Source organism: Nonomuraea sp. B19D2, from assembly GCF_040137845.1.
Lineage (GTDB): Bacteria > Actinomycetota > Actinomycetes > Streptosporangiales > Streptosporangiaceae > Nonomuraea.
Genome location: NZ_JBEFAK010000094.1, coordinates 1 through 16,265, shown reverse-complemented (window position 1 = coordinate 16,265; position 16,265 = coordinate 1). Strand labels below are relative to the sequence as shown.

Sequence of the window (16,265 nt, the reverse complement as noted above, 5' to 3'; positions counted from 1 at the left end):
CCCCCCCCCCCCCCCCCCCACGACCGGCTACGACCCTCTGCTGCTGGATGAGGCCGCCGACGCCCGTACCCCCTCACCTGCCCTGCGCCAGGTCGCGCGCAGGCTCGGCCGGCAACTGCTGCGCGCCGCCCGCGCCGCCTGGCCCTCACCCGAACTCGACGCCCTGGCCGCGGCCCGTCCCGGCGGCGCGCATCAGCCTGTCGTCCTCGGCCTGGCCGCCCGCTCGGCCGGCCTGACGCCGCTCGAGGCCGCTTATGCGGCTGCGTACGAGAGCGTCAGCGGCCCGGCCACTGCCACCGTCCGCCTGCTCAGCCTGGACCCCTTCGACGCCACCGCCGTCCTGGCCCGTCTGGCCGCCGACATCGACCACCTCGCGCAGCGGGCCGCCGAAGCCGCGCAGCGCGTCCGAGCCGAGGGCGTGCAGGCGTTGCCCGCCGTCTCGGCGCCGCTGCTCGACATCACCGCCGAACAGCACGCCGCCCGCCCGATGCGCCTGTTCGCCTCCTGACCTGTTCGCCTCCTGACGCCTGGAGCAGTCATGCACCTGCACCACAGCCACGCCTTCCCCGAGGATCACGCCCACGGTCCCGGCGGTTCCGCCCCCGGACGCCCTGGCACACGCTCTGAAGGCCGCTCTGATGGCCGCTCTGACGGACGGCGGCGCGCGCTGCGCATCGGATTGGGCGGGCCGGTCGGCTCCGGCAAGACCGCCACCGTCGCCGCCCTGTGCCGGGCGCTGCGCGACCGCCTGTCCATCGCGGTGGTCACCAACGACATCTACACCCGCGAGGACGCCGAATTCCTGCTGCGCGAGGCCATCCTGCCCGCGATGCGCATCCGGGCGGTCGAGACCGGCGCCTGCCCGCACACCGCCATCCGCGACGACATCTCCGCCAACCTCGAAGCCGTCGAGGACCTGGAAGACCAGCACGGCCCGCTCGACCTGATCCTCATCGAATCCGGCGGGGACAACCTGACCGCGACCTTCTCCAGGGGCCTGGTCGACGCGCAGATCTTCGTCATCGACGTCGCGGGCGGCGATGACATCCCCCGCAAGGGCGGCCCCGGCGTGACCGCCTCCGACCTGCTCGTCATCAACAAGACCGACCTCGCCCCCTACGTCGGCGCAGACCTGGAAGCCATGGCCCGCGACGCCAAGGCCCAGCGCGGCGACCTGCCCATCGCCTTCACCGCCCTCAAAACCGAAGGCGGCGTCACACCCGTGTCGGACTGGGTCCGCACGCGCCTGGCCGCCTGGACCGCGAGCGCCGCGTGAGCCTCATCTCCCAGGCCGCCTCGGCCCGGCGCACCGCGCGGGGCGTGCATGCCACCGCCCGGATCAGGGCGATCAGCGTGGGGGAGGCGACCGCGCTTCCCGTCCTGGCCGGCGCCGGCCCCTTCGACCTGCGCCGTAGCCGCCCGCACGGGAGCCAGGCACGGGTGTGCATCCTGGGCGTGATGAGCGCCCCGCTCGGCGGCGACCGGCTGCGCATCGAAGCCGCCGCCGAACCCGGCGCCCACCTGCACGTCACCACAGCCGCCGCCACCATCGCGCTGCGCGGCCCCACCACCGGACACGCTACCTATGACGTGCACCTGAGCGTGGCCGAACAGGCGAGCCTGCACTGGCTGCCCGAGCCGCTGATCTCCGCCGCCCGCAGCAACCTGCGCCAGAGCTGCACCATCGACCTCGCCGCCGACGCCCGTCTCGTCCTGCGCGAGGAACAGGTCCTCGGCCGCGCCGGCGAACCACCGGGCCGGCTGACCACCCGCCTCACCGTCCGGCGCGACGGACGGCCCGTGCTTGATCAGCAGAACATGTACGGGCCGGACGCGCCCGGCTGGGACGGCCCCGCCGTCGTGGCCGGCCACCGCGCCGCCGGTCAGATCCTCATCGTCGACCCCGCCTACGACAAGGGGCCGCCCGGCGTCCGGCTGTTCGGCGACGACCCCGCCGATGGGCAGGCCGTGCTGACCCCGCTCGCCGGACCTGCCATCCTGATCACGGCCCTGGCCCCGAACACTCTGCGGCTACGCCACCTCCTCGACACAGCCGATTCCCTCGGCCGGTGACAGAACCCGGACGCCGGGCTCGACGTAAACTGTCCGCCGACGATCAGGCGGCCAGCTCGACGTCGGTGAAGTCGACCTCTTTGAGCAGGGCGTCGAACGGGTCAGGCCGATGACGTAGCTCGTCGGTTGCGTACGCGCCGAAGCGGCTGATGTGTGCCCGCAGGTAGGGCGCGATCTGGCCGAGCTGGTCGGCGGTGATCTGCCATCCTTCGGCGACCAGCTGCCGCACGATGTCGGAGATGTCCAGGGCGTTGTGGAAGACGACCAGGTTGGCCAGCAGCGTGTTGAACTTGATCAGTTTCTCCTGCTCTTCGGGGTCGTTGTCGGCCAGCACCCCGCCGAAGCCGAGCCACTTGGAGAAGCCGTTGTAGGACTCGGCCGGCGACGGCGTGAAGAACACGTGCAGCACCCGCACCGAAGTCAGCCGCTTGAACTGCGGGTAGGCGGTCCGCTCGATCCACGTCATCCCAGGCCGTCCCTCGCCTCGATCCCGGCGTCCAGACCCCGGAAACCGTAGCGAGGAAGTCATGCGCCTGGTCGCCACCGACGTCACCGGACTGGTCATCCCCGGATCCGGCCACTTCCTGGCCGAGGAGGTTCCGCAAGCCCTGACGAAGGCACTGCTGGACTTCCTGCGCTGACCCGGCAGAGCACAAGCCGATCCAGGTGACACAACCGCACGCCGAGCAAACCGGCAAGGCAAGACAGCCACACCGCCGCACCGCCGGCGCTGACAGCGGTGTGCCCGGCCCGCGACGCGTCACCTATCCCGGGGAGGAGTCCCATGACCACTGCTTCCGACCCGATCGACCCGGGCGGCAAGCGCCTGGCCAACCGTGTCGTGATGGCGCCGATGCCCCGCGGCCGCGCCTATGGGCCCGGCGCGGCGCCCACGAAGCTGATGGCGACGTACCGAGCGCAGCGCGCCAGTGCCGGGCCGATCGTCACCGAGGGGGTGCAGCCTTCGCAGGTCGGCTAGGGCTACCCCGATCACCGGCCTGCACGCGCCTGGGCAGGTGCGGGCGTGGCGGACGGTGGCGGGGCGGTGTGTGGCTGGAGAGGTTGTCGGTGCTGAATGTGGGGGCGCGGTCTGCGCCGGGAGGCGGGGTACGGAGGGATACGTACACGGAGACGAGGCGAATAGGTACCTATATGGGGATTTATCCCGTCTCGGTGTTTCGCGCGGTGAAGCAACCTGGAGTAGGTGTTCTACGCATGCGCCGACACGGAGAGGGGAGACAAGTGCCAGCCATGTTGCAGCCGCAAGTCGAGCAGTGGGCCGTTCCGAGTCAACCCGCGCTGCGGATGTTGTCGTGGAACGGGCTATTGGCCATGGGCAATGGCCTGGCCGTTCGCGCCGGATGGATGAGGCAGGACCGCGCCGTCTCGTGGCTGCTGTCAGCACGGCCTTCGGCGGTGCCCAGCGCGCGGCGGATGACCGCCGCCAGGCTGGCCGCGTGGGGATTGCAGGAACAGGCCGAAGACGCCGACCGGCTGGTCGGCGAGCTCCTCGCCGACGCCTTGCGGCACGCCACCGACAAGATCAGGCTTTCGCTGTGGGTTGAGGACGGCCTGTTGCGGGGCGAAGTGGAGGACGCAAGCGCCGAGGCCGCGCCCACAGCCGCCGAACCACGCCACATCCCGCTGCTGAACCGGTTGGTGTGCTGCTGGGGAATCGCCGGCAAGGTCGTGTGGTTCGAGCTCGTCACATCCGAGCCGGACTGCCCGCACGCCCACCCGACCGACGGAAAGGAATGACGCATCGTGCGCCAGAAAAGGATCCGCATCTCCAAACGGCCACGCCGCCCCGCTCAGGGCATGGACCTGCGGACCCCGTCAGGTCGACCACTGCCGTTCTGACACCCGATCAATGACAGCGGGGCGGTGCCGCCGGCTCCGCTGTCCGCACCGGCACAAGCGGCCGAGGTAACGGTCACGGGCGGTCATGGCCGTCGGCGCGGACCCGCTCCCCCACCCACACCGCGATCTGCGACCGCGAGTTGAACCCCAGCTTGGTCAGGATGTGCTCGATATGCCCTTCGGCGGTCCGCTGGGCGATCACCAGGGACGCCGCGATCTCCTTGTTCGACATCCCCTGGGCGACCAGTTCGGCGATCTCCGTCTCCCGGCGCGTCAACGGCGTCTCCCCCTTGGCCGCCTGCTCGGCCTTGCCTTCCTGCAACGCGTACGCAAGCGCCTCGTCCAGGGGGATGCGGGCACCGCGCTGCACGGCCGCCTCGAACGCCGTCTCCCCCAGCGCCTGACGTATCACCGCCCGGCTCTCGTCGTGGTAGCGGGCCAGATGCCCGTATCCCGACAGCGGCGCCCCGATGGAGCTCCACATCCTCTCCAGGATCCCCAGCAGGCGCGCGGCCCGCTGGGGCTGGCCCTGACTGGCGGCGATCCAGGCCAGCACCTCGATGTTGAGGCCCGCGCCGAGCCGGTCACCCAGCGAACGGTTGAAAGTCAGGCTCTGCATCTCCAGCTCGGCCGCCCGGGCCAGGTCCCCCTGCCGCCGCACCTCCACGCCCAGAGCCATCATCGTGTACGCCTTGTGCCAGCCCTCCCCGTAGGCGTCGCACACCGACAGGCACTCCTCGCCCGCCGCGATGGCGGCCGAGGAGTCCCCCAGGAACGAGTGGGCGAGCGTCAGCCGGATGAGCGACAGCGCGATCCCCACCGGGTCGCCGAGTCGGCGGTGGCGGGCCAGGGCGTCCCTGTATAGCTCGATCGCGGCCTCCGTTCGCCCCTCGCACATGGCCACCATCCCGGAGAACAGCGCCACGTAGGCCAGGACCGGCTCGTCGTGCAGCTGCTCCCCGATACGGCGGCTCTCCTCCAGCATCGTCGTGGCGGCCGGGATGTCGGCCTGGATGACCGCCAGCCAGCTGGCGGCCCACAGCGCTTGAGCGCGTGCCGTGCTGGGCTCGGTGTCGGCTGCCAGCGCCCGCGCCAGCCAGTCGCGTCCCTCACCCAGGTAATAACTGGTGATCCAGTGATACAGCAGATCGCTCGCCATGCTCAGCCCCGCACAGGTGTCCCGCGGCGGGCTCAGCCAGCCGTCGAGAGCGGCCCGCAGGTTGGCGTGCTCCCTCTGGAGCCGGGCGAACCAGGCGACCTGCTCCGGGCCGAACAGCTCCTGCCGCGCCTGCGCGGCCAGGTCGCGGTAATAACCACGGTGCCGTGCCAGCAGGTCGGCCTCGCCGCCGGAGTCGGCCAGGCGTTGGCGTCCGTACTGGCGCAGCGTTTCCAGCATGCGGTAGCGCACGCCGCCCGGGTGGTCTTCTCGAATCAGCACGGACTTGTCGACCAGGCCGATCACCAGGTCGATCACGTCCTCCAGGTCGATGCCGTTCCCGCTGCAGACCGCCTCGGCCGCCTCCAGGTCCAGGGTCCCGGCGAAGACCGAGGCCCGCTGCCACAGCAGGCGCTCTTCCTCCAGGCATAGTGCGTAACTCCAATCGATCAGTGCCCGCAGCGTCTGGTGCCGGGGCAGTACCGCCCTGGACCCGGCGGTCAGCAGGCGGAAGCGGTCGTCGAGCCGGTCGAGCAGCTGCTGGGCGGACAGGGCGCGCAGCCGGACGGCGGCCAGTTCGATGCCGAGCGGCAACCCGTCGAGGCGGTGCACGATGCGTGTGACGATGTCGCGGTTGTCCTCGCTGACGGTGAACGTCGGCAGCACCGAGCGGGCCCGTTCGACGAACAGCCGTACGGCGTCCTGCCTGACCAGCGTCTCCAGCGGCGGCCGGACCTCCCGGCTGGGCAGCGGCAGCGGCGCGACGGGCACCGCGTGCTCGCCGTTGATGCCCAGCGCCTGCCGGCTGGTGGCCAGCACGCGCAGGTCGGGGGCCGCGCGCAGCAGCGTCTCAGCGAGCGCGGCGCATTCGCCGATCATGTGCTCGCAGTTGTCCAGGATCAGCAGTGCCTGCTTGTCGTGCAGGAAGCGGGTCAGCACCCGCATCGGAGGGTCGCCGGTGTGGTCGCGGATCTCCAGCGCCTCGGCCACGGCCTGGGCGAGCATACCGGGGCAGTCCAGTTCGGCCAGTTCGGCCAGCCACACGCCGTCGTGGAAGGCGCGCCGTACCTCATGGCCGACGCGCAGCGCCAGGCGTGTCTTGCCGACCCCGCCCACGCCGACCAGCGTCACGGCCCTGCAGGCGGACAGCAGATGTTTGACCTCGGCCACCTCGTGCCGACGCCCCACGAAACTTGTCACCTCCGCGGGCAGCCCGCCGTCGGGCCGTCCCCGGTAAGTGCCGGCTGTCACCGCTGTCATTGGCGCCTTCCGCGACGCGGCCGGCAGGTCTCTGTCGGACCGCATCCCACGAGGTCCAGGTTATGTCCCGGCCGTTACCCCAGACGAGCACGGTCAAGAACCCACAACAAGATTTGGCCATCGCATGGTGCAAGGGCGTCTCGACCTTGACGGCGGGCCGCTCCCAGCGTGGGACGAAGCGAGGGGAAAGCGATGTTCATCCAGGTTGTCCAGGGCCGGATGATCGGCGCCGACGACCTGGATGAAGCGCTGAAGCGGTGGGTGCGGGAGCCTTCACCCTCGCAGCGCAGCAGCCCGTCGGCGGCCGACAGGCTCAGGCGCACGATCCCGCACGCATGCCGCACCGCGTTGGCGACCAGCTCGCTCATCACCAGCCCGGCGAAGTCGCACGCCTGGTACAGCCCCCGCTCCACCAGCTGGCCCCGGGCCGCCTACCGGGCCTGGAACACCGAGCAGGGCCGCGGCGAGAACGTCCACGACGCCGGCGGTGCGTTCATGCCGCCCGCCCGCTCAGTGCGGGGACGCTGCGGCCGTCGGGCAGCAGCTCGCCCGTGTCGTCGAAGAAGACGACCCCGTTGCACAGAAGTCCCCATCCCTGCTCCGGGTGGTACGCCACCAGGCGGGCGGCCTGATGGTCGACGGCGTCCGCCGGAGGACAGGGAGGCTGGTGCATACACATCGTGCGGATCCCCCGTTCCTCACATCCAGCCTTTTCCTACACCTCCAGCTTGCCTCACCATCCATCGCAAGAAGAGGCGAGAAACCCCTACATGGGTACCTATTTTGCGTACCTACGTAGTACCACCCGCCGCACGCACCGGCTGCCGCAACACCGTACGCGGCTCCGGAGCGTCGAACGGCGTCAGATACACCTCATGATGCGGCCCATTGACCACCAACCCCCGCTCCGCCATGAACTTCTCCATCACCGCCAGCGACCGGTACTCCTCGCTGAACGCCCCCACGTGAACCAGCTCCACACACTCCCCCTCCGTGAACGTCGCCACCCGAACCCGATCCACCGCCGCACCCGACGGCCGCGCCGCCTCCCGCGCCCGCTCCACCACCCCCGGCTCCGGAGGGCCCGCCAGCGGCAGCAGCAGATGCCAGCGCCACAACTCCCGCGGCACCTCCAACCCCGGCCGATCATCCTCCACCCACCACAACCCCTCCAGCGGCCCCGCCGGACCGCCCATCTGCGCGGCCACCGCATACAGGGCGCCGATGGCCGACAGATGCTCACCACCGCCCGGCTCGCCCAGGCCGGTCACGTTCAGGCACGTCACAGGGCCGTACGTGGCCAGTTCAGGACTCATGACTCCTCCAAGCAGATCATCAGATGGGTGACAAGCTCATCAGGCGAAGTGACAGCCGGATCCGACACGTACACCTCGCGAATCGGACCCCGCACCGCGCAGCGCCGCTCGCCACACCAGGCCAGCACCGCATGCACAGTCAGGGGTATCTGGTCATAAGGCCCCACATGCGTGGCACAGGCGAACCTGCCCCCAGACAGCACCCGCACCTCCGCTCCCCCGCCGCTCTCCCCGTCCTGCAGCACCAAGGCGGCCTCCACATCAACCGCCTCATCCAGATCCACCGGGAACAACCCGATCAGCCGCACCGGCCCCCCGCCCGGACCCGACACCCCATACACCCGCTCCAGCAGCCGCGCCAGCGCCGCCGACGTCGCCCGGCCCACATCCTCCTGCCGCGCGGCACGCTCCCGAACCACCGCCACCCGGCGGGCCGGCTCAGACACCACCCGCACCGGCGCCGCCGGCAACCCGTCCGCCATCACCCGCTCCAGCGACGCCAAAGTCCGGCGCCGCCGCGCCAGCTCCGCCTCCAAACCCTCCCGGACACCCTCAAGCGCCCCCACCGCGCCCGACAACACCTCCCCCACCACCGCCAGCGGCACATCCAGCGACCGCAACAACCCGATCGACAACGCCACCCGCGCCTGCGACGGCCGGTAATAGCGGTAACCCGTCTCCGCATCCACATGCGCCGGCCGCAACAACCCCAGCTCGTCATAGTGACGCAACTGCTTCACACTCAACCGCCCCAACCGGGCGAACTGCCCGATCGGCAGCAACTCCTCATCCACGCCCACCAGCATGGGCCCTCCCCCCATGGGAGAGTCCACCCGACGCCTGGCGCATCCGCGTGGAGGAGCTGGCCTCCTCCCTCGTGAGCCAGGGTCTGTTAAAGGGGTGAGAGGACGATCGTCTCACCCCTCGACCTTTACAATGTAGATCACTAGGCTCACAGGCCCAGCGCCGCCGCCGTCACCCGCCGCCTGCGCCCCGGCTCGACCAGCAGATCCGTCGAATCCGACAGCTGATCCACACACCCCACCACCGGCAGGTCCCTGATCACCGGATCCGACACCGCCGCCATCAACGCCTCAGCGAACCGGTCGCCCCCGATCACCTCGAACGGCCGGTCGAAGAAGCCCCGTACCCGCCCATCCAGCGGCTCGGCCAGCGCCACCCGGTTCTGCAGCGCCGCCACCCGCGCGTACGCGCCCGACAGCCCCTCCTGCCGCTCCCGCCAGGAACGGGCCGCCACCGCCGCCCCCAGGCACTCCCCCAGCTCCGCCGAGCCCGGCAGCCGCGCCAGCGCACTGCCGAGCCATTTCGCGTACGGGGGGTAGCGCCGCCGCAGCAGCAGCGCCAGCCGCATCACCTCACGCACCAGCCGTGCCCCCACCACGGCCGAGCCCAGCTCGTCGCCCACCTCGCCGCACCGGCCGGGGAACGGCTCCTCCTGCGCGATCCGCCGCCACTGACACGCCAGCACATAGCGCCACACATCCCGCGGATACCAGCGCAACGCCGCCCTGGCCGCCTCCAGCCCTCCGCCTTCCAAACCGTCGTGGAACACCTCGCCGCACGTCACCTCGGCCAGGCTCTGCCAGGACACCGACAACCAGTCCAGCAGCGACACCCCGCCCCGCGGGTCGAAACCCAGCCGCTCCACCAGCCACGCCCCCAGGTCCGTCACCGTCACCCCGGGCCGCACGCTGCCGTGGTAGCCGAACACGGTCGGAAAGCCGCGGAAACGCTCCGGCAGGCCCGCCACCACCTTCGCCCGCACCTCGGCCACCGCCTCCGGGGCCACGAACACCAGCACCCGCGGCCCCCAGTCGTGGTCGGCCGAGCGGGCGGTGTCGAACTCCAGCACCTCCGACCCCGGCCCGATCAACGCGGCACTGTGCGCCACCCCGGGCACCGAAGGCGCCACCACCTCGCCGTAAAAAGCGCGCGACAACTCAATACCAGGTACAAAATCGGACATCACTCCGTCAACTCTGCACCAGCGCCGCGCGAACCTCACCCGATTTTCCCCCGGGCCCGACCCCCGGTGAGGCGGGTGGTCAGCCGGTCACGCGGGAGGCCATCACGGGCCGCCGCCGAAAGCCGATCCGCTCGTAGACGCTGATGGCCGCCGCGTTGCCGTCGTCCACCATCAGCGCCGCCCGCCCGTAGGCCGCCAGCAGCTCCCGCGACACCCACCGGCACACGCGTTCGGCCAGGCCCCGCCCACGGAAACGCGCCCGGGTGGCGACCCCGGCCAGCAGCCCCACCGTGGGCGCGGACCACGCGTCCGCCGCCACCGCCGCCAGCTGCCCCTCCACGCGCACGCCCGCCCACCGGCTCACCCCGGCGATGCCGGGCACCGCGTACGAGTCGGGCGCATCAACCGCCAGCAGCGCCGCGACCTCCGCATCGGCGGCCGGCTCCAGCCAGCCCACCCCGTCAGCCGAAGGGCCGTCCAGCGCGGGCAGGCTCATCCAGGAGAACTCCCCGCCCCGCTCCAGCCCGTCCAGCTTCGCCGTCACCTCACGCACCAGCTCACACTCCCCGAACGGCCGGTACGAGGGGCCCAGCTCGGCCAGCACGTGGCCCACCAGCTCCACCGCGCACGAGACGCCGCCCCACACGCCCAGCCGGTCCCGCCGCGACACGCCGGGGGCGGCCGCCACGACCGCGTCCCCCAGCGCCCAGGCCCGCGCACCCCCGCGCAGGCCCTGCGCCGCCCACATCAGCAGATCGTCGTCACCGCACGCCTCCCGCACCTGGCCGGCATCGCGCAGCTCGCGGATCGTCACAGGATCGCGCCGGGCCGGTACGCGGCCGCCTGCGGGCGCACCGCCACGACCTCACCCACCCGCTGCGCGACCGCCTCCACCTGGTCGGCCGCCGCGCCGGTGAACGACACCCGATCAGCCAGCAGCCCCTCCAGCTGGGCACGCTCCAGCGGGAAACGGGCGTCGCCGGCCAGCCGGTCCAGCAGCTCGTTGGCGACGCCCCGCGAACGCATCGCCAGCGCCGACGCCACCGCGTGCTCCTTGATCAGCTCGTGCGCCGTCTCCCGGCCCAGCCCGGCCCGCACCGCCGCCATCAGCATCTTCGTCGTCGCCAGGAACGGCAGGTAGCGATCCAGCTCCGCGGAGATGACCGCCGGGAAGGCGCCGAACTCATCCAGCACCGTCAGCATCGTCTCCACCAGCCCGTCGAAGGCGAAGAACGCGTCCGGCAGCGCCACCCGCCGCACCACCGAGCACGACACGTCGCCCTCGTTCCACTGGTCGCCCGCCAGCTCGCCCGCCATCGAGGCGTAGCCACGCAGCACCACGGCCAGGCCGTTGACCCGCTCGCAGGAGCGGGTGTTCATCTTGTGCGGCATCGCCGACGAGCCGACCTGCCCCTCCTTGAACCCCTCGGTGACCAGCTCGTGCCCGGCCATCAGCCGGATCGTCTTGGCCAGCGACGACGGCGCCGCCGCCAGCTGCACCAGCGCGCTGATCACCTCGAAATCCAGCGACCGCGGATAGACCTGCCCCACGCTCGTGAACCGCTCGGAAAAGCCCAGGTGGGCGGCCACCCGCCCCTCCAGCTCGGCCAGCTTGCCCCGATCGCCGCCCAGCAGGTCGAGCATGTCCTGGGCGGTGCCGACCGGGCCCTTGATGCCGCGCAGCGGGTAGCGGCCGATCAGCTCCTCCAGCCGCCGGTAGGCCACCAGCAGCTCATCGGCCGCCGTCGCGAAACGCTTGCCCAGCGTGGTGGCCTGCGCCGCCACGTTGTGGGAACGGCCGGCGACCACCGTGGCCTCATGCTCCACGGCCAGCCCCGCCAGGCGCGACAGCAGCGCCACCACCCGGTCGCGCACCAGCAGCAGGCTGTCGCGCACCTGCAGCTGCTCGACGTTCTCCGTCAGGTCGCGCGAGGTCATGCCCTTGTGCACCTGCTCGTGGCCGGCCAGCGCGTTGAACTCCTCGATGCGCGCCTTCACATCGTGGCGCGTCACCCGCTCGCGGGCCGCGATCGAGTCGAGATCGACCTGCTCGACCACCTTCTCGTAGTCGTCGATCGCGCCCTCGGGAACCGCCACCCCCAACTCGGCCTGCGCCCGCAGCACCGCCAGCCACAACCGCCGCTCGGCGACGACCTTGTAGTCGGGAGACCACAGACGGGCCAGCTCCAGCGAGGCATAACGGGAGGCCAGGACATTCGGGATACGCGGCTTGGCTGTCACGTCGGACAAGTCTATTGACACGCCGGCGCCCGCACCGCACCGGGCCGTACGGGCGCTATCGAGGAGCTCACCCTCCTCATCCGCGAACACCACCGCCTCGCAGCCGGAAAGGCTGTTGCAGCGTGATCAAGCTGAGCGACACCCACGCCTTTACAAAGTAGATCAGCGACGGGCTTTCCGCTCCTGCCGCGCCCTGCTCAGGGCAGGTTCGCGCACCAGCGTCCGCGGATCGGGATAGCCCGCAGGACGGTCAGGACCGCGAGCAGACCGAGTGCATGGTTTCCCCTCCAACGGTGGGTGCGGACAGGCGAAAGCGCCCACCCGTCTGGGCAGACGCCGTGGTGTCGGTTCGGTCAGTTGCCCTCGTCGATCCAGCCGGGTTCACGGCCGCTGAGGGAGCGCCGGCGTCCTGCCACAACGTGCGGCCGACCCACTTGGCGTCCTGGGCGAGGACGGGAATGACCTCACGGGACCCACTAGATGATCTATTCCAAGGGGTCAGTGATCGTAGGCGGTCAGTGAGCGTTGGACGGTTTGTCCGGTGGCGTCGTTGTGCCAGATCGCGGCGGTCAGCGCGAGGATGCGTTGCATGACGCGGGCTATGACCCCTCCGGGTGTGCGCCCTCGGTGCCGTTCTTCGCGTTCGAAACCACGGCCGAAGTAGTTCTTGTCGCCGATGAGAGTCTGTCCGTGGCGCTCTCGCAGAAGCTCGCATTCGGCGGCCAGGAGGTCGAGGAGGGTCTCGCGTTCGTTGGCCTTGGCCCGGTCAGGGCGAAGGCGATGGGCAGGCCCTGAAGGGTGCAGACCAGGTGCAGGCGCAGGCCCCACGGGGTGGAGTCCACGACCCATACGTCGTCGCTCCACACGGAGGTGGTGGTGGCCAGGATCCGGTTGACGCTTCGCAAAGGTGAAGCCGAGTATGGCCTGCATCATGGCGAGGGTGACCAGTTCGGCATCGCTCAGGCGGGGCGTAATGCCGACCGGCGGCGCCACGGCGCCAGGTCGGGATGCTCTTTCAGCATGTCGTCGGTCGTCGCCTAGAGTGCTGTCGCGAGGGTGTCCACGTCGTTCGCCATAAGACGATCTTGGACACCCTCGTTCTCGTCTCCGCAGGCACCCCTTGGACCACACCACCAGGAGGAACCAGTGTCATACCCGCAACAGCTCACCCCCGAGGAGAAACTCGCCGACGCGAAGAAGCAGCTGAGCCTCCCGCGTATCGTCGTGATCTGCGGCTCCACCCGCTTCATGACCGAGATGACCGAGGCCGATCTGCGGGAGACCAAAGCCGGAAAAATTGTCGTCAAGCCGGGTTGCGACATGAAGTCGCCGCACGAACTTTGGTCCGATCCTGTCGAGGCCGAGGCGCTGAAGGTTCGACTCGACGATCTGCACCGAGCGAAGATCCGGCTCGCTGATGAGGCGCTCGTAGTCGGCGACTACATCGGAGACAGCACCCGAGCCGAAATCGCCTACGCCCGGTCGCTGGGCAAGCCCGTGCGGTTCACGCACCCCGAAGTCGACCCCGACGCCTGACCGCCCACCCCCACACCCTCCGCAGGCACCCCTTGGAATTGATCATCTAGGCAGCGACCTGTGCCGCTTCTACGCTCCGATCATGGCGGACATCAGCTACGTCGAGGCCTGGGGCATGTGGCTGGAGGGCAAGTCGACGCTCGGCAACGATCTGCTCGGCCTGCCGATGATCTGGTGGGGTCGTTTCGGCAAGATCCGCTCCTTCATCTCCGGCGCCGCAGTCATCGTTGACCTGCTTGGACCAGAAAGGCTGTCTCGATATGGCGACCGTTGGGCAGCGCTCATAGCCCGTAGGTCCGTCGCAGCGCCCGCTGTCTCCGGTTTTGCCGCAGGGGCGACCGTCACCCTGATCACCAACGAGATCGGGACCCACCAGCTACTCCAGGCCGCACTTGGCGGGGCATTCGGAGGCGCTGCCGCGTTGCTGGTGGTCAGCATCGGCCGCACGCTCCGGCACCCCGAGTTTCCTTCCGCGACGAGGTGGGTGTCCTTGGGACTGTTCTTCGTCGGCTTCCACTTCGATCTGCTCGCCTCTTAGGCAAACGGTGGCCGGTGGATGCCGCTCGTCGGTGATGACGCGGCCAGACGGGCACGCTGTCCTCGTAGAGGAGCCGGACGGGCCGCTCCATCGGCTTGTCCGGGCGCGGTGTCCCCGCCTTTTGGTGAACCTGCTGTCGCCGACCAGCGCCAGCACCGCGTGATGCTGGCTGTTCAGACCCGGGCCGTTCGCCGCCGGCAGTCAGGATGGCTGGACTTCGTCGAAGAGGGCGAGGGCTTCGGCGGGGTACGGGCTCACGAGGCGTTCCAGACCGGCCGTCGTGATCTTCGCCCACCTGCCGGCCCGTACCCACATCTGTTCCTCGAAGGCGCGGACGGCCTCGTCCAGATCGCCAGGGCCGGGGACGGCGGCGACGGACTCGGCGAGTTCGGCGCCTTCCAGCATCGCGAGGTTCGCGCCCGCCCCCAATGGGGGCATCAGGTGGGCGGCGTCGCCCAGTAGCGTCACCCCGGGGACGTGGGCCCAGGTGTGGGACACGGGCAGGACGTAGAGGGGGCGGTGGACGAAAGCGGCGCCGTGGCGCAGAAGGTCGAGGACGGGAGCGGCCCAGCCGTCGAACAGAGCCAGCAGGCTTGATCGCACGGCCTCGACGTCGGCCAGGTCAATATGCCGGTCCAGGTTCGTGTGCCAGTCCAGCGGCGCGCGGAACTGCGCGTACACCTTGACGTGGCCGCCGCTGTTGCGCTGGGCGACAAGGGCGCGGTTCACGCCGTACACAGCCATGGAACCGTCGCCGATCAGCCGGGCGAGGTCGGGGTGGCGGGTGTCGACGTCGTCCAGGGACGTCTCGACCAAGGTGACGCCGGTGTAGTGCGGCGTCGCGGACGAGATTGCCGGACGGACCCGGGACCAGGCGCCGTCCGCGCCTACCACGAGGTCGAACGTCTCCTGTCGCCCGTCCGCGAAACGGACCAGCACGCCGTCCCTGGTCCCCGGCACCACCTCCGTCACGCCCCGCCCCCACTGAACGTCCAGGGGGCCGAGCAGCAGGTCACGGAGTTGCCCGCGGTCGATCTCGGGATTGGCCCGGTCATCCGGACGGGGTTGCCAGTCGCGAAGCACGGTCCCGTCCGTGTCCAGGATGCGCATGGCCTGCCCCTCGGGACGGGACAGCGCCTGGAACTCCGCCAGCAGCCCCGCCTTGCCCAGCGCGAGCTGGCCCAGCTTTTCGCGCAGGTCCAGCGTGCCGCCCGGGGGACGGGCGTCGGGGGCGGGATCGCGTTCGAGGACGGTGACGCGGTGATCGTGGCGGTGCAGGACGCGGGCGAAGGTAAGGCCGGCGGGGCCGCCCCCAACCACGGCGATACGATGTCTCATGTCGATACACTGTATTTTACTGACACGGCGTATCGCAACAGTACGATGTATCCATGACTGTGTGGGACCGGCCGGAGCCGCCGACTCGCCCTGCGCCGCTCGACCGGGAGCGAATCGTTGCCGCCGCCATCGCGCTGGCCGACGAGGGCGGGCTGGAGGCGGTGTCGTTGCGCAAGGTCGCCGCCCGGCTGGACGCCGGCCCGATGCGGCTGTACGGATACATCTCCACCAAGGAGGAGCTGTTCGACCTCATGGTGGACGAGGTCCACGCCGAGATCCTCCCCGAGGAGCAGCCCGGCGACTGGCGGGAGGTGCTGCGCGTCCTCGCCCACCGCACCAGGCAGGCCGCTCTCCGTCACGAATGGCTGGCCGACCTGCTCGGCGGCCGCCCGTCCCTGGGCCCGAACGGTCTCGCCGTGACGGAGGCCAAGCTGGCCGCCCTCGACGGCCTCGCCGACATCGACACCGTCATGCGCGCCGTGGAGACCGTCAGCGCCTACTTCACTGGCGCGATCAGACGCGAGATCGCGAACCTGCGGGCCGAGCGCGCCACGGGCCTGTCCAAGCGCGACTGGCAGCGCGCCTCCGGCCCGCATGTGAGGAGAATGCTGGCCACGGACCGCTTCCCGGCCCTGGCCAAGGCCGTACACGACGGCACGGAGGTGGACGCCGAGGTGTCCTTCGCGACCGGGCTGGACTGGGTCCTCGACGCCGTGGCCGCCAAACTCGCCCGGCCGCCGGCGTGACGCTCAGGATTACCGGGTGACATCCGTGGCACCGCATGACGCCGCCAGACCGGCCGTAGGCGGCGATGACCTCCAACGCGTCGCGGCCCTAGGAATGTCCTGAAGATCTTGGTGGGTGGGCTGGTATGGGCTGGCACGTCCGCCGGTCATGGGCTGGTCGGGGTGAGGGTCCAGGTGTTGTTGAGGTAGGCGAGTCCGAGGTTGACCAGGCGGC

At 70.5% G+C, this 16,265-nt stretch carries 18 protein-coding genes and 1 pseudogene; 9 read left to right on the top strand and 10 right to left on the bottom strand.

Going from position 1 to position 16,265, the window contains the following annotated elements; translation table 11 throughout:
* From ABN273_RS57975 to ABN273_RS57965, 3 genes are all read left to right on the top strand, one after another.
* Nucleotides 1-508 (top strand): urease accessory protein UreF (locus ABN273_RS57975; RefSeq protein WP_349458346.1); only part of this gene is annotated, 508 nt, incomplete at its 5' end.
* Between the two features lie 30 nt (nucleotides 509-538).
* Nucleotides 539-1,276: an urease accessory protein UreG gene (gene ureG / locus ABN273_RS57970; RefSeq protein ID WP_349458345.1), complete on the top strand. Its 738-nt coding sequence runs from the start codon at nucleotides 539-541 to the stop codon at nucleotides 1,274-1,276.
* Nucleotides 1,273-2,073 carry an urease accessory protein UreD gene (locus ABN273_RS57965; RefSeq protein WP_349458344.1) on the top strand — a complete coding sequence of 267 codons (801 nt, stop codon included), beginning with the start codon at nucleotides 1,273-1,275 and terminating at the stop codon, nucleotides 2,071-2,073. Before ureG ends, ABN273_RS57965 begins: the two co-directional genes overlap by 4 nt.
* 43 nt (nucleotides 2,074-2,116) lie before the next feature.
* Here the strand turns inward: ABN273_RS57965 and ABN273_RS57960 are convergent, their stop codons facing one another.
* Entirely contained in the window at nucleotides 2,117-2,539 is a 423-nt protein-coding gene (locus ABN273_RS57960) for a Tn3 family transposase (protein WP_349458343.1), read from the bottom strand.
* Nucleotides 2,540-2,600: 61 nt separating this feature from the next.
* Between ABN273_RS57960 and ABN273_RS60185 the strand changes: the two genes are divergently transcribed.
* The 3 genes from ABN273_RS60185 (at nucleotide 2,601) to ABN273_RS57950 (ending at nucleotide 3,831) form a co-directional block, all read left to right on the top strand.
* The gene (locus ABN273_RS60185; RefSeq protein ID WP_502911354.1) at nucleotides 2,601-2,714 is read left to right on the top strand and encodes an alpha/beta fold hydrolase; all 114 of its coding nucleotides are present in this window, start codon (nucleotides 2,601-2,603) and stop codon (nucleotides 2,712-2,714) included.
* A gap of 143 nt (nucleotides 2,715-2,857) precedes the next feature.
* Nucleotides 2,858-3,052 carry an oxidoreductase gene (locus ABN273_RS57955; protein WP_349458342.1) on the top strand — a complete coding sequence of 65 codons (195 nt, stop codon included), beginning with the start codon at nucleotides 2,858-2,860 and terminating at the stop codon, nucleotides 3,050-3,052.
* 272 nt (nucleotides 3,053-3,324) lie between these two features.
* On the top strand, nucleotides 3,325-3,831 hold the full coding sequence (locus ABN273_RS57950; protein ID WP_349458341.1) for an ATP-binding protein: 507 nt from the start codon (nucleotides 3,325-3,327) through the stop codon (nucleotides 3,829-3,831).
* A 175-nt stretch (nucleotides 3,832-4,006) separates the two neighbouring features.
* Here the strand turns inward: ABN273_RS57950 and ABN273_RS57945 are convergent, their stop codons facing one another.
* The 8 genes and pseudogenes from ABN273_RS57945 to ABN273_RS57910 all read right to left on the bottom strand — a co-directional run bounded on the left by ABN273_RS57945 (nucleotide 4,007) and on the right by ABN273_RS57910 (nucleotide 12,915).
* Entirely contained in the window at nucleotides 4,007-6,349 is a 2,343-nt protein-coding gene (locus tag ABN273_RS57945) for a LuxR C-terminal-related transcriptional regulator (RefSeq protein ID WP_349458340.1), read from the bottom strand.
* Between the two features lie 493 nt (nucleotides 6,350-6,842).
* Entirely contained in the window at nucleotides 6,843-7,028 is a 186-nt protein-coding gene (locus ABN273_RS57940; protein ID WP_349458339.1) for a DUF5999 family protein, read from the bottom strand.
* A 112-nt stretch (nucleotides 7,029-7,140) separates the two neighbouring features.
* The gene (locus ABN273_RS57935; protein ID WP_349458338.1) at nucleotides 7,141-7,665 is read right to left on the bottom strand and encodes a hypothetical protein; all 525 of its coding nucleotides are present in this window, start codon (nucleotides 7,663-7,665) and stop codon (nucleotides 7,141-7,143) included.
* The gene (locus ABN273_RS57930) at nucleotides 7,662-8,471 is read right to left on the bottom strand and encodes a MerR family transcriptional regulator (RefSeq protein WP_349458337.1); all 810 of its coding nucleotides are present in this window, start codon (nucleotides 8,469-8,471) and stop codon (nucleotides 7,662-7,664) included. Before ABN273_RS57930 ends, ABN273_RS57935 begins: the two co-directional genes overlap by 4 nt.
* A gap of 146 nt (nucleotides 8,472-8,617) precedes the next feature.
* Nucleotides 8,618-9,625 (bottom strand): DUF4037 domain-containing protein, encoded by a 1,008-nt coding sequence (locus ABN273_RS57925; RefSeq protein ID WP_349458336.1) that lies wholly within the window; start codon nucleotides 9,623-9,625, stop codon nucleotides 8,618-8,620.
* A 106-nt stretch (nucleotides 9,626-9,731) separates the two neighbouring features.
* Nucleotides 9,732-10,466: a GNAT family N-acetyltransferase gene (locus tag ABN273_RS57920; RefSeq protein ID WP_349458335.1), complete on the bottom strand. Its 735-nt coding sequence runs from the start codon at nucleotides 10,464-10,466 to the stop codon at nucleotides 9,732-9,734.
* Nucleotides 10,463-11,893 (bottom strand): adenylosuccinate lyase, encoded by a 1,431-nt coding sequence (gene purB, locus ABN273_RS57915; protein ID WP_349458334.1) that lies wholly within the window; start codon nucleotides 11,891-11,893, stop codon nucleotides 10,463-10,465. Before purB ends, ABN273_RS57920 begins: the two co-directional genes overlap by 4 nt.
* A 498-nt stretch (nucleotides 11,894-12,391) precedes the next feature.
* Nucleotides 12,392-12,915 (bottom strand): annotated as a pseudogene (locus ABN273_RS57910) (transposase).
* A 124-nt stretch (nucleotides 12,916-13,039) separates the two neighbouring features.
* Between ABN273_RS57910 and ABN273_RS57905 the strand changes: the two are divergent.
* Together ABN273_RS57905 and ABN273_RS57900 are read left to right on the top strand one after the other, a co-directional pair.
* On the top strand, nucleotides 13,040-13,429 hold the full coding sequence (locus ABN273_RS57905) for a hypothetical protein (RefSeq protein ID WP_349458331.1): 390 nt from the start codon (nucleotides 13,040-13,042) through the stop codon (nucleotides 13,427-13,429).
* Nucleotides 13,430-13,511: 82 nt separating this feature from the next.
* On the top strand, nucleotides 13,512-13,967 hold the full coding sequence (locus tag ABN273_RS57900; protein WP_349458330.1) for a hypothetical protein: 456 nt from the start codon (nucleotides 13,512-13,514) through the stop codon (nucleotides 13,965-13,967).
* A 201-nt stretch (nucleotides 13,968-14,168) separates the two neighbouring features.
* Here ABN273_RS57900 and ABN273_RS57895 read toward each other — a convergent pair whose 3' ends face one another.
* Nucleotides 14,169-15,305: an FAD-dependent oxidoreductase gene (locus ABN273_RS57895; protein WP_349458329.1), complete on the bottom strand. Its 1,137-nt coding sequence runs from the start codon at nucleotides 15,303-15,305 to the stop codon at nucleotides 14,169-14,171.
* Between the two features lie 53 nt (nucleotides 15,306-15,358).
* Between ABN273_RS57895 and ABN273_RS57890 the strand changes: the two genes are divergently transcribed.
* Entirely contained in the window at nucleotides 15,359-16,051 is a 693-nt protein-coding gene (locus ABN273_RS57890; protein ID WP_349458328.1) for a TetR/AcrR family transcriptional regulator, read from the top strand.
* Nucleotides 16,052-16,265 lie beyond the last annotated feature (214 nt).

Excerpts from the sequence above, each read along its gene's own strand:
- ureG (WP_349458345.1), top strand. The coding sequence starts at position 539 with ATGCACCTGCACCACAGCCACGCCTTCCCCGAGGATCACGCCCACGGT.
- ABN273_RS57960 (WP_349458343.1), bottom strand. The coding sequence starts at position 2,539 with ATGACGTGGATCGAGCGGACCGCCTACCCGCAGTTCAAGCGGCTGACT.
- ABN273_RS60185 (WP_502911354.1), top strand. The coding sequence starts at position 2,601 with ATGCGCCTGGTCGCCACCGACGTCACCGGACTGGTCATCCCCGGATCC.
- ABN273_RS57955 (WP_349458342.1), top strand. The coding sequence starts at position 2,858 with ATGACCACTGCTTCCGACCCGATCGACCCGGGCGGCAAGCGCCTGGCC.
- ABN273_RS57950 (WP_349458341.1), top strand. The coding sequence starts at position 3,325 with ATGTTGCAGCCGCAAGTCGAGCAGTGGGCCGTTCCGAGTCAACCCGCG.
- ABN273_RS57945 (WP_349458340.1), bottom strand. The coding sequence starts at position 6,349 with ATGACAGCGGTGACAGCCGGCACTTACCGGGGACGGCCCGACGGCGGG.
- ABN273_RS57940 (WP_349458339.1), bottom strand. The coding sequence starts at position 7,028 with ATGTGTATGCACCAGCCTCCCTGTCCTCCGGCGGACGCCGTCGACCAT.
- ABN273_RS57935 (WP_349458338.1), bottom strand. The coding sequence starts at position 7,665 with ATGAGTCCTGAACTGGCCACGTACGGCCCTGTGACGTGCCTGAACGTG.
- ABN273_RS57930 (WP_349458337.1), bottom strand. The coding sequence starts at position 8,471 with ATGCTGGTGGGCGTGGATGAGGAGTTGCTGCCGATCGGGCAGTTCGCC.
- ABN273_RS57900 (WP_349458330.1), top strand. The coding sequence starts at position 13,512 with ATGGCGGACATCAGCTACGTCGAGGCCTGGGGCATGTGGCTGGAGGGC.
- ABN273_RS57895 (WP_349458329.1), bottom strand. The coding sequence starts at position 15,305 with ATGAGACATCGTATCGCCGTGGTTGGGGGCGGCCCCGCCGGCCTTACC.
- ABN273_RS57890 (WP_349458328.1), top strand. The coding sequence starts at position 15,359 with ATGACTGTGTGGGACCGGCCGGAGCCGCCGACTCGCCCTGCGCCGCTC.